Source organism: Mesorhizobium sp. M8A.F.Ca.ET.161.01.1.1 (assembly GCF_004792105.1).
Taxonomy (GTDB): Bacteria; Pseudomonadota; Alphaproteobacteria; order Rhizobiales; family Rhizobiaceae; genus Mesorhizobium.
Genome location: NZ_SRTD01000006.1, coordinates 188696 through 201032, shown reverse-complemented (window position 1 = coordinate 201032; position 12337 = coordinate 188696). Strand labels below are relative to the sequence as shown.

The 12337-nt window shown below is 64.4% G+C and carries 11 protein-coding genes; all 11 read left to right on the top strand.

Features of this window, described 5'->3' with window-relative positions:
• Positions 1-104: 104 nt before the first annotated feature.
• The 11 genes from EN804_RS17460 to EN804_RS17410 all read left to right on the top strand — a co-directional run bounded on the left by EN804_RS17460 (position 105) and on the right by EN804_RS17410 (position 12337).
• On the top strand, positions 105-1247 hold the full coding sequence (locus EN804_RS17460; RefSeq protein ID WP_135920438.1) for an extracellular solute-binding protein: 1143 nt from the start codon (positions 105-107) through the stop codon (positions 1245-1247).
• Positions 1247-2098, top strand: coding sequence for an IclR family transcriptional regulator (locus EN804_RS17455; RefSeq protein WP_127278949.1), 852 nt, complete (start codon positions 1247-1249; stop codon positions 2096-2098). The genes EN804_RS17460 and EN804_RS17455 overlap by 1 nt, the downstream gene beginning before the upstream one ends.
• Before the next feature lie 27 nt (positions 2099-2125).
• Positions 2126-3157: a sugar ABC transporter substrate-binding protein gene (locus tag EN804_RS17450; RefSeq protein WP_127278950.1), complete on the top strand. Its 1032-nt coding sequence runs from the start codon at positions 2126-2128 to the stop codon at positions 3155-3157.
• Positions 3158-3226: 69 nt separating this feature from the next.
• Positions 3227-4210 carry an ABC transporter permease gene (locus EN804_RS17445; RefSeq protein WP_135920436.1) on the top strand — a complete coding sequence of 328 codons (984 nt, stop codon included), beginning with the start codon at positions 3227-3229 and terminating at the stop codon, positions 4208-4210.
• Positions 4200-5732 (top strand): sugar ABC transporter ATP-binding protein, encoded by a 1533-nt coding sequence (locus EN804_RS17440; protein WP_135920434.1) that lies wholly within the window; start codon positions 4200-4202, stop codon positions 5730-5732. The genes EN804_RS17445 and EN804_RS17440 overlap by 11 nt, the downstream gene beginning before the upstream one ends.
• A 4-nt stretch (positions 5733-5736) precedes the next feature.
• Positions 5737-6732 carry an ABC transporter permease gene (locus EN804_RS17435; RefSeq protein ID WP_135861845.1) on the top strand — a complete coding sequence of 332 codons (996 nt, stop codon included), beginning with the start codon at positions 5737-5739 and terminating at the stop codon, positions 6730-6732.
• A 1-nt stretch (position 6733) separates the two neighbouring features.
• Positions 6734-7519 (top strand): SDR family oxidoreductase, encoded by a 786-nt coding sequence (locus tag EN804_RS17430; RefSeq protein ID WP_135920433.1) that lies wholly within the window; start codon positions 6734-6736, stop codon positions 7517-7519.
• A gap of 18 nt (positions 7520-7537) precedes the next feature.
• Positions 7538-8743: a CaiB/BaiF CoA-transferase family protein gene (locus EN804_RS17425; RefSeq protein ID WP_135920431.1), complete on the top strand. Its 1206-nt coding sequence runs from the start codon at positions 7538-7540 to the stop codon at positions 8741-8743.
• A gap of 2 nt (positions 8744-8745) precedes the next feature.
• Positions 8746-9534, top strand: coding sequence for an enoyl-CoA hydratase/isomerase family protein (locus tag EN804_RS17420; protein WP_135916920.1), 789 nt, complete (start codon positions 8746-8748; stop codon positions 9532-9534).
• On the top strand, positions 9531-10547 hold the full coding sequence (locus EN804_RS17415) for a hypothetical protein (RefSeq protein ID WP_135916919.1): 1017 nt from the start codon (positions 9531-9533) through the stop codon (positions 10545-10547). Before EN804_RS17420 ends, EN804_RS17415 begins: the two co-directional genes overlap by 4 nt.
• Positions 10544-12337, top strand: coding sequence for a CoA-transferase (locus EN804_RS17410; RefSeq protein WP_135916918.1), 1794 nt, complete (start codon positions 10544-10546; stop codon positions 12335-12337). The genes EN804_RS17415 and EN804_RS17410 overlap by 4 nt, the downstream gene beginning before the upstream one ends.

Genomic DNA, 12337 nt, shown 5'->3' with positions numbered 1-12337 from the left:
AACTGCCGTTTGCATATGTAAAAGTTACTTGTCTATGTGAAAATACCTGCTACTAGTCGGCGGGCCGGGCAGTCATGCCCGGCTCCAGGGAGGAATTGCCTGAAATGACAAGGCTGCGCGGTCTTGCGTGGGATCATCGACGTTGCTGGGGTCCGCTGGACGCCAGCGTCGCGCCCTATTGCGCTGGCAATACCGGCCTGGAAATCGAATGGGATCGCCGCAGCCTCTACGAATTCGGCGAGGGCGCGCTCGGTCCGGTACTCGGCACCTACGATCTCGTCGTTTTCGACCATCCCTTCATCGGCGACATCGCGCAGGATGAATTGATGGTGCCGTTCGATGCCTATCTGTCGGCGGAACAGATCCGCTTCTTCGAGCAGGATTCGGTCGGCGCATCATGGCGCTCCTACGAACGGAACGGACGACAATGGGCACTGCCGATCGATGCCGCCTGCCAGGTCGCGTCCTATCGCCCTGACCTGCTGGAGCGCTACGGGCCGGTGCCGCGCACGCATGACGAGGTGCTGGAACTCGGCCGGCTTGCGCGCAAGGACGGCAAATGGCTCGGTCTGCCCTCGGTCCCGACGGATGCCATGTGCATGCTTCTGACGCTCGGCCATCCGCAGGAGGCCGGTGAGCAATTCATCGCCAGGCAAAGGGTCGAGCAGGCCATCGCGCAGTTGCGGGAGCTGGCGGCGCTTTCGCATCCGGACTCGTCGAAATGGAACCCGATCCGCTGCTATGACCACATGATCGCGCATGACGACGTGGTCTATGTGCCGTTCGCCTTCGGCTATGTGAATTACGCGGCGAAAACCGACGGGCCATATCTGCGCTTTGCCGACGTGCCGACGCCGGGCTCCGCCGGCGCCTTGCTCGGCGGCGCCGGCATCGGCGTCAGCGCCCAGTCGAAACACAAACAGGCGGCGATCGACTATGCGCTCTTCCTGTGTTCGCCCGACTACCAGCGCGGCGATTATGTGAAGGCGGGCGGACAGCCGGGATCGCTCGCCGCCTGGAAAGACGCTGAGGTCAACGCGCTTTCAGGCGGTTTCTTCAGCGCCACGCTTCGGACCATCACGTCGTCCTATCTGCGTCCGACGCATCCGGGCTTCATCGCCTTCTTCCGCGAATGCGCGCCGTATGCGGCGGCCGCCATCGCCGGCGAGGTATCGGCGGCCGACCTTACTGACCTCGTCAATCGCCTCTACCGCGAAACCAGGCAACCGGAAGGGAGCATTGCGTGATGGCCGCCAGCGTTGCCGATACACTCGACGACGGCGAAGCCGGCCGCAACGGTTATCGCGTGCCGGCGGTGGACAAGGCGCTCGACGTTCTGGAGTTCATGGCCTCGAGTGCCGAGACGCTGACCCAGACCGAGATCGCGGCCGGCTTGGGACGCTCCATCCACGAGATCTACCGCATTCTGCTTCTCCTGGAGAAGCGCGGCTACATCTTCCGCACCCAGTCGGACCGTTTCCGTCTGTCGCTGAAGCTGTTCGAACTGGCGCATATGCATCCGCCGGTAAACCGGCTGGTCGAATGCGCACTGCCGGCAATGCGCGAACTGACCGCCAATGCCGACCAAAGCTGCCACTTGGTGGTGCGCGAAGGACAAAACGCGCTGGTGGTGCTGCAGATCGATTCCCCGCTGCCGATGCGTTACTCGGTGGCGCTGGGGTCGCATTTCCCGATCCTCGAAACCAGTTCGGGCGCCGTGCTGCTTGCCCATTCGAACCGGGCCGAGCGCGACCGGATCGTCGAGCGCATCGTGGCCGCCGGCGAAGGTCAGGGCAGTCGGGCTGAAATCGAGGCGCGGCTGAACGAGGTCGCGAGGCTCGGCTACGAGATGCGCGCCTCGCTGGCCGTCGAGGGCTGCACCAACATCTCGATGCCGGTGCGCGACCACACCGGTGCCGTCATCGCCGCGCTCACCGTTCCGCTGCTGCCGCAAAAGGCGGCGCGGTTCGGCCGCGAAGCCGTTTTCGAACGTACCCAGGCCGCCGCCGAAAAGATATCGGCGGCACTCGGCTGGTCCGACTCCGCCTCTTCTTTACGTGCCGACCCGGAACGGCGGGACTACCCGTTCAGCGACTAACAAAAGCGATAAATCTGGGAGAAGAAAATGCTCTGGTCCAAGTCAATCCTGTTTGCGTCAGCCGCCATGCTGGCGCTCGGCGCCGCCACCGCGCATGCCGAGAACATGCCCAAGCGCATCGGCTACGTCACCAACTACGCCACCCATGAGTGGTATCAGAACGTCATCAAGGGCATGAAGGCTCACGGCAAGGAACTCGGGATCGAAGTCGAGGTGCAGGACGCCAATCTCGACATCGCCAAGCAGGTCGCCGCGGCCGAAGACTTCATCGCCAAGGGCGTCGACGTGCTGATCATCACCCCGGTCAACGAGGAAGGCGTGGTGCCGCTGTTGCGACAGGCCAAGGCCGCCAACGTCCCGGTGGTGCTGGAAGGCAACCCGGTCAAGGGCATGACCACGATGGTCGCCATCTGCGACTACGATACGGGCTACATGTCCGGGGTAGAAGCCGGCAAATACGCCAAGGAAAAGCTTGGCGGCACTGCCAAGGTGATGAATGTCGGCCTGCCGCTGCTGTCGGCCACGGTGCTGCGCTCGCACGGCTTCATGGACGGGCTGAAGACCGTCATTCCTGATGCGGTCATGGTCCACGACCTCGACGGCGGCGGCAACCCCGACCGTGCGCTCGAAGTCTCCTCGGCGGCGCTCGCCAAGAATGCCGACATCAACATCATCTACGGCATCAACGACTCGTCCTCGCTTGGCGGCCTGCAAGCCTGGAAGGCGGCAGGGAAGTCGCAAGACGGCCTGTTGACGGTCGGCACCGGCGGCGAGGGCCTCGCCTTCATCAACGCCATGCAGAACGAACCATCGTACCGCATCGAGGCCGCGATGTTCCCGGAAAAGGAAGGGTTCACCGCCATCGACGCGGCGGTCAAGCTCTTCAACAACGAGGAAGTGCCCGAGCACATCGTCAGCCCGACGGCGCCGATGAACGGCGACGACTGGAAGAAGTACTATGATTATGACGGCACCACGCGCACCATCAAATGGGATGCCGTCAACGCGCTCCAGCCGCCGGCAAAGTGCATGAAGACCTCCGCCGACCTGAAGCAATAAGCCTGATGACGCTGCCCTTCCCTGACGCGGGAAGGGCAGTGTCAGGCAAGTGGTCTGGAATGGACTGAAATGAGCGAGCTTACACACGCCTCCGCACCGAAGCGTTTCATCGGCGGCCAGCTACTGGGCAGCAGCCAGCTCGTGCTGGGCGTCATCCTGGCTGCGCTGTGCATCGCCATCTCGATCGCGGCGCCGCAATTCTATTCGGAAGCCAACATCATCGCCATCCTGCGCCAATGCGCGCTGGTGCTGGTCGTTGCCTCGGGCATGACCATGCTCATCATCACCGCCGAGGTCGACCTGTCGGTCGGCGCCTCGCTCGCTTTCGTCGGCTGCATCGGCATGGCGGTGCTGAATTCCACCCACAGCCTGGCGCTCGGCATGCTGGCGGCGCTCGCCTTTGCCGGCGGGGTCGGACTGTTCAACGGCCTGGTTGTCACCAGGCTGAGAGTGAACTCGCTGATCGCCACCATCGGCACGATGATGATGCTGCAGGGCGGCGTCTATCTGTTCACGCGCGAGGCGGTGCAGAACCACAATCAGCTGGCAAGCTTCACCGACCTCGGCGCCGGCTATGTCGGGCCTGTGCCTGTGCCTGTCATCCTGGCCGCGCTGATCTTCGTGGTCGCCTATGTCACGCTGCGCTTCACCACGCTCGGCCGCTACCTCTACGCGGTGGGCGCCAATGAAAAGGCGGTGCGCCTGTCTGGCGTACGTTCCGAACGCCTCAAGCTGTTTGCCTTCGTCGTCACCGGCCTGTGCGTCGGCGTTGCCGGCATGATCCTTTCGTCGCTGATGAATGCTGGCCAGCCGACCGCCGGCCGCGGTTTCGAACTGACCGTCATCGCCGCCGTCATCCTCGGCGGCACCAGCCTGCTCGGCGGGCGCGGCTCGCTGTTCGGCACCTTGCTCGGCGTGCTGGTGCTGAAGGTGATCGACAACGGCATCATCATCCTCGGCTGGAACCAGGATCTGCAGATGGTGGTGCCGGGCTTCGTCATCATCCTGGCCACCTATCTCGACATCATCCGGAACAGAGCCAATGTCCGTTGATTTTCTGCACCCCGGCGAAGGCGCGGCCATCGATACCGTTGTGCCGGCACTGGAATTGCGCGGCATCGACAAGCGCTTCCCGGGTGTCGTGGCGCTCGACAATGTCGACTTCACCCTGAAGCCCGGCAAGATCCATGCCCTGATGGGCGAGAACGGCGCCGGCAAGTCGACGCTGATCAAGATCATGGCCGGCGTCTACGGCAAGGATGCCGGTACCATTCGCATGCGCGGACGCGAGGTCGATATCCAGTCGCCGCGCGACAGCCTGAAAGAGGGCATCAAGGTCGTCTTCCAGGAGATTGCGTTGATCTCCGAATTCACGGTTGCTGAGAACATCTTCCTCGAGGGTTACCCGACCGGCAGGACGGGCTCGATCGACTGGAAGAAAATCCGCGCCGATTCAGCCGCCCTGTTCAACCGTATCGGTTTCAATGTCGATCCGGCTGCGCGCACGGGTTCGCTGCCGGTCAGCCAGCAGCAGATGGTCGAAATCGCCCGCGCGCTCGCTCATGAGGCCCGCGTCGTGGTGATGGACGAGCCGACGTCCTCGCTGACGCCGAACGAGGTGTCGCTGCTGTTCACCGTCATCCGCCGTCTGGCCAGCCTCGGCATCGCGGTGGTCTATGTCAGCCACAAGCTCGACGAGGTGTTCGAGATCGCCGACACGGTGACGGTGCTGCGCGACGGGCGCCACATCTCGACCAAACCGATCGGCGAGCACAGCAACGACACGCTGATCCAGGACATGATCGGACGTCGCATCGACAATCTGTTTCCGCGCCAGCGCGGCGCGGCAGGCGGCAAGGTTGCCTTGTCGGTGGAGAAGCTCAGCACGGCGAGGAAGCTCGACGAGGTGTCTTTCGAGGCACGCGCCGGCGAGGTGCTCGGCTTCTTCGGCTTGATGGGCGCGGGCCGCACCGAACTCGCCAAGGCGATCGTCGGCTATGATCCGATCACCGCGGGCACGATCAGCGTCGACGGTCAGCGCCTCACGCCACATGACACGCGCACCGGTGTCAGGCTCGGCATCGGCCTGCTCACCGAGGATCGCAAGAGCGAAGGGCTGATGGGCGAGCTGCCCGTCTTCCAGAATGCCAGCCTCGCCTCGCTTGGCGCCTTCGCACGCATGGGCTTCATCGATACGGCGAAGGAGCACCGGGCGGTGCAGGACTATGTCGACCGCTTCCGCATCAAGACCCCCAGCCTGTTCCAGCAGGTGAAGAACCTGTCGGGCGGCAATCAGCAGAAGGTGCTGATCTCGCGCTGGCTGATGCGCGGCCTGAAGGTGATCGTCGTCGACGAGCCGACGCGCGGCATCGATGTCGGCGCCAAGTCGGAGATCTTCGCGCTGATCGACCGGCTCGCCGGCGAAGGCCTGGCGGTCGTCATGATGACATCGGAAATGCCGGAGCTGCTCGGTCTCGCCGACCGGATCGCCGTGATGTGCGAGGGCCGTCTGACCGCGATCATGTCGCGCGATGAAGCCACGCAGGAAAAGATCCTCAATGCGGCGATCGGATAAGACCATGAGCCTTGCCAATATAGCTTCCGCAAAAGCTCAACCCTCCCTGCTGGCGCGGCTCTTTGCCCGGCAGGAACTGGCATTGTTCGTCTGCCTCATCCTGGTACTGGTCTTCTTTTCCGTCACGGTCGAGAATTTCTTCTCCGTGCGCAACATGACCAACGTGCTCGGCCAGGCTTCGCTCGCGCTCACCGCCGGCATCGGCTGCGCCATCGTCTTCATCTCCGGTGAGGTCGATATCTCGATCGGATCGCTGCTCGCGACCATCGCGTTGCCGCTGATCATCATCATGAACGACACCAACTCGCTGCTGCTCGGCGTCAGCGCAGCACTGCTGTTCGGCCTGATCATCGGTGTGGTGAACGGCTATCTCACCGCCTATGCCGGCATCAACTCGCTGATCGTGACCTTGGGCACGATGTTCATCATGCGCGGCGGCGTCTATCTCTACACCGGCCAGCGCGCGATCCCGGACAACGCCAGCCTCGACAGCTTCATCGCGCTTTCGGATGGCCGCCTGTTCAACATCATCCCGTATTCGGCGGTCATCGCGATCGTCCTGCTCGCCGCCTTCGGCTACATGATGCAGCACCGGCCGTTCGGGCGGCAGATCTATGCGGTCGGCGGCAATCAGGAAGTCGCGCGGCTTGCCGGCTATGATGTCCGGCGGGTGAAGTTCATCTGCTTCATCATCAGTTCGCTGCTGGCGACGGTTGCCGGAATTATCCTGGCCGCGCGCGTCGGCTCGGCGCAGCATACGGCCGGACTCAATTTCGAATTCCAGGTCGTCGCAGCAACGGTGCTCGGCGGGGTCAGCCTCGCCGGCGGCATCGGCAGCCTGACCGGCATGGCGCTTGGCGTGCTGATCCTTCAGTTTCTGTCCAATGGCCTGCGCGGGCTTGGCCTGCCGACCGAGTGGCAGCTGGTCATCACCGGCATGATCATCATCGCCGCGGTCGCCTTCGACGAGGCGAAGCGCCGGCGTGCGAACGGAGGCTGACATGGCTCGTCTCGAAGCAAAAACCGCCGTCATCACTGGTGCGGCCGACGGCATAGGCCACGCGATTGCCGAGGCGATGGCGCGCGAAGGCGCGCATGTCTTCATCGGTGACATCGCCGACAAAGCAGGCGAGGATTTCGCCGCCGCGCTGCGCGCGGCCGGCCGCCGTGCCGATTATGTGCATTGCGATGTGTCGCAGGAGGCCGATATCTCGGGGCTCATCGACAGTGCCATCAAGAAGACCGGGCACCTCGACATTCTGGTCAACAATGCCGCCATCGCCATTGGCGGCATGCCGGTGCATGAGATGACCGACGAACAATGGCACCGGCTGATGTCGGTCAACCTGACCAGCGTGTTTCGCGGCTGCAAATACGCGCTGCCGCACATGATCGCGCAGAAATCAGGCTCGATCATCAACATGGCCTCGGCCCAGGGCCATATCGGGCTGGATGGCTGGACCGCCTATGCCGGCGCCAAGGGCGCGGTGATGGCGATGACGCGCCAGATGGCGGTCGAGTTCGGCCCGATGAACATCCGCGTCAATTCGATCTCGCCGGGCACCATCAACACGCCGATGAACGACAAACTGATCAAGGAGATCGGCGGCAACCTCGCCAAGGCCTGGGTCAAGATGCATCCGCTCGGCCGCATAGGCGAGCCGTCCGAGGTTGCCGAAGCCGCCGTCTATCTCGCCTCCGATGCAGCCGGCTTCACCACCGGCACCGACCTGCGCGTCGATGGCGGCCTGACCGCCGCCCCGCGCTACGTTCCCGAACTGCTTTGAACCACGAAGAGACATGACATGAACAAGGCCCTCGAAGGCGTCCGCATCCTCGACTTCAGCCATCTGCTGCAGGGGCCGTTCGCCACGCAACTGCTGGGCGACATGGGCGCCGATGTCATCAAGATCGAGCGCGCCGGCGCCGGCGACATGTTCCGTGGCATGACATTCTTCGCTAAATGGGTGGGCGGCTCGGAGAGCCCCAACTTCCTCGCCTGGAACCGCAACAAGCGCTCGATCGCGCTGAACCTGAAGAGCCGCAAGGTACATGCCATCATCATGGAGATGGCGAAGAGCGCCGACGTCGTCGTGCAGAATTTCCGTCCCGGCGTGCTGGCCAAGCTCGGCTACGGCTATGAGGACTTCAAGGCTGTCAATCCGCGCGTCATCTACTGCTCCGGGTCGGGCTATGGCGAGGAGGGACCCTATGTCGAGCGCCCCGGTCAGGACATGCTGATCCAGGGGTTGGCAGGGCTGATCGCCAACACCGGCCGCGGCGACCAGGCTCCGGTTCCCGCCGGCGCGGGCCTCGCCGACCAGATCGGCGCCATGAACATGGTCTATGGCATCCTGTCGGCGCTCTATTATCGCGAGAAGACAGGCAAGGGCCAGAGGATCGAGGTCAATCTGCTGGCCGGTCTTTTGGCGCATCTCAACCAGGAATATGTCGCCGTGCTCAATCTCGGCGAGGATTTCGTGCGGCCGAATTCCGGCATCGGCCATCCCGGCATGCAGGCGCCCTTCGGCATCTACGAGACCAGCGACGGCGGCTACATCTCGATCGCCATGAGCCCGTTCAAGACGCTGTACGAGGTGCTGCGGGCGCCACAGCTTGCCGTCTACGACGACCTCAAGACCCTGTTCGACAAGCGCGACGAGGTGTTCGAAAAGGTCAATGCCGAGACCAAAAAGTTCGCTACGCAGGATCTGTTGGCGCGGCTGCTGGCAGCCGACATCTGGTGCGCGGAGGTGAAGGACATCCGCCGCGCGGCCGAGGATCCGCAGGTCACGCATATGGGCATGATCACCAGCTACGATCATCCGCGCGGCGGCAAGGTGCGGGTGGTGGCACCGGCGGTGAAGATGAGCGAGACGCCGGCGACCATCGAGCGGCCCGCGCCGCTGGTCGGCCAGCATGGCCGCGAGATCCTGGCCGAGTTCGGTCTCTCGAAGGATGAGATCGCAGCGCTGGAAGCATCCGGCGACATGACCGTGGATGCGGCCTGACGATGCGCGCCTACCAGACACTCACGGTTGAAATATCAAGCCGCGTCGCGGTCGTCACTTTCCGCCGGGCCGACCAGCTCAACGCCATGAACCGGCTGATGCAAGGTGAGATCACCGAAGCCTTCGAGGCGCTGTCCGGCGACGAGGGCGTCGGTGCGATCGTGGTGACCGGCGAGGGGCGCGGCTTCATGGCCGGCGCCGACATCAAGGAATATGCCGCGCAGACCGGCCCGGAGTTCGACATTTTCCAGGCCGCCGGCACGCGCATGTACGCGGCGATCGAGAACAATGCAAAGCCGGTGATCGCGGCGGTCAATGGCTTTGCGCTGGGCGGCGGCATGGAACTCGTGCTGTGCTGCGACTTCGTCATCGCCAACCAGTTCGCCAAGCTCGGCCTGCCGGAGATCAAGCTCGGGCTGATCCCCGGCGGCGGCGGCACGCAGCGCAGCGTCGCCAAGCTCGGCCGCAACCGCGCCAATTTTCTGCTGATGACCGGCGCGATCGTGCCGGCGTCCGAATTCGTCACTGCCGGCCTGGTCAACGAGATCGTCGACGTCGACAGTTTGATGCCGCGCGCGCTGGAACTGGCCGGAATGATCGCCGCCGAACCCGCCGCCGCGATCGAAGGGTTGAAGAGGCTGACGGCGCATGCCGTGGCGGGCGATCTGGCTGCCGGTCTCGCCATGGAGCGCGACATATTAGGCGACCTCTACCGCGGCGAGATCGGCCAGCGGCGCGTCAGGGAGTTCGCCGAGAGGAGTATTGCGAAGGTGAAGAAGGCCGGGCCGTGAAGGGCGGCGACGACTATCGCGGACTAGGTTGGGCCTACGGCGCGCTGACCGTGCAGCGGCTCGGCGCCATGCTGGCGCCGGTTACTTTCATTCTGCAAGACGGCAGGCAGGTCTCGCCGATGCACATCGCGCCGTGGTCGAACGAACCCGGCACGGAGGCGCTGCCAGGCATCCTGCGCAAACTGCGCGGCGAATGGCCCTGCGTGCCCTTCGGTTATTCGGTGCCTGCCGAGGGATGGCCCGGGAACTGGGCGCGCGTGATGGGTTCGCCGGAATCGGAGGAGGAGGTCCATGGCCACGGCTCCAACCATGACTGGACCTGGCGGGCCAGCGGCAGTGGGTCGTTGTCGCTGGAGCTGACCTATCCCCAGGCAAGCCCGGTCGAGCGCGTTGAACGGACAGTGACGCCCGATCCGTCGGCGGCGGCCATCGACATCGAGTTCAGGATCGTCGTCCGCCGCGCCTGCCGCCTGCCGATCGGCCTGCATCCAGTATTCCGGCTCCCGTTCGAGACAGGTGCCGCCTCACTGGAACTCGGCAGCTTCGATGAAGGCCGCACCTATCCACACGATGTCGAACCCGGCGCGGAACTGTTCGCCCGCGGCAAATCCTTCACCGACCTCACCAGCGTGCCCGCGCGCGCCGGCGGCACGGCCGACGCCTCGCGATTGCCGCTCACCGCCGATACCGAGGAATTGCTGCAGATCGAAGGGCTGGACGGCACCGCGGCGCTTGCCAACCACGCGGAGGGCTATCGCGTAAAACTCTCCTGGCAAAAGGCGCATTTCCCGAGCCTCCTGCTGTGGTACTCCAATCGCGGCCGCAAGGCCGCCCCTTGGAATGGGCGTCATGTCGCCATCGGCATCGAGCCGATCTGCTCGCCCTTCGGCCTCGGCCCTGCAACCGCCCTGGCCGACAATCCGATCGCGCGATCCGGCATTGCGACGGCGCTGGAATTCTCGCCCGAAAAGCCGTTCGTGACCCGCTACCGCATCGAGGCATCCGCGCTATGAGGAACAGTTCCGAGACGTCCCTGGTCAAACCGAACCGGCCGCGCCTCACCGATGTCGAGGGACTGGCCGCGATGGTCGGCCAGGGTGACTCGCTTGGCGTCGGCGGCCACCATTTCGCCCGGCTGCCGATCGCCTTGCTGCGCGCTGTCGCGCGTTCCGGCGTCAAGGACTTGCACTACGTCTGCTGGGCTGGCGGCTTGCCGCTTGAACTGCTGCTCGAAGCAAATGCCGTTGCGAAAATCGATCTCTGCTTTTCCAGTCTCGACATCTTTGGGCTGCCGCCGAGGTTCCGCGCGGCCGCCGAGGCCGGCGCAATCCCTGTTCGCGACTGGACGGCACTCGCCATGATCCAGGCGCTGCGGGCGGCGCAGCAGAACCTGCCGTCGATGCCGTTCCAACTGCCACTGGGATCGGACATGCTGGCGCGCGTGCCGGGCGCGAGCGCCAAGCCTGATCCGGTGACCGGAACAGATACCGGATTTATCCCGCCGCTGCGGCTCGATACATTCGTCGTCCATGCCCAGCGCGCCGACGAAAGCGGCAATGTGCAGATCATCGGCCCGCGTGCCTTGGACTTCGCCATGGCCGGCGCTGCCCGCAAGGTGCTGGTCACGGTCGAGGAAATTGTTCCGGTCGGGGCGCTGCGGCAGGACGGCCGCCAGAGCATCCTCACCCGCAATCAGGTCTCGGCCATAGCGCTGGCGCCGGGCGGCGCTCATCCGGCATCCTGCCTGCCATTCTACGTCACGGACTATCCGGCATTGTCGGAGGCGTTCGCGGCCAAGGACGCAGCCCTGGCGGACAATCTGCGCATGCCTCCGGAAGGCGTGCCGGAGCCGCTCCAACAAGCTGCGAAAGTCAGCGCCGAGACTGTCCTCGCGATGCCTGGTCTCGTGCATGGCGACAGGAAAGCATCCGTCGACGAGATCATCGCCGCAAGAATCGCGGCCGAACTCGACAATGAAAGCTTCGCCAGTGCCGGCGCCGTCTCGCCGCTCGCCAATGTCGCCTACCGGCTGGCCAAGGCAACGCACGCGCCGGACATGATCATCGCGACGATGAGTTGCGGCCATCTCGACATCGCGCCGAGCCCGATGATCCTGTCGCTGATCGAAAGCCTTGATTGCGAGACGGCGGCGGCGCATGCAGGCGGCGACGATACTTATTCAACCTACTACCAGGCCGGTGCCGTGACGCATGAGATCGTCGGCGCAGCCCAGGTCGACCGGCGCGGCCGCGTCAACACCATCGCGCTGCGCAAGCCAAGCGGCGGACTGATCCGGCTGCCGGGGCAGGGCGGCATGGCCGATGTCGCCAACATGCATCGCGACTATTTGCTCTACGTTCCCCGCCATTCGGCCCAGTCGCTGGTCGAGGGGGTCGAGATCGCCAGTTCCGCACGCGGGCTGCTGACGCCGGCCGAGCGCGAGCCGATGGGCTATCGCACCGGCAAGGCGCTGGTCTTCACCGACCTCTGCATCTTCCGGCTCGACCAGATATCCCGGGAATCGATCGTCATCGAGACAATGCCTGGTACCACGCAGCAGCAGATCCGCGACGCCACCGGATTTGCCGTGACCTTCGATGCAGATTGCCGCGAGGTTCCGCTGCCTTCCAGCGATACGCTCGCCATCTTGCGCAATCGCATCGATCCGCTCGGCTTGCGTCGCCTGGAATTCGTCAGTGCCAAGGAGCGCGGCGCGCTGATCGCGGAAATCCTCGCCGCGGACCGCGTCATGGTCGAGCGCTGCATAGCTGCACAGCAGAGGTTGTTCACCGCAAGGAGCTGA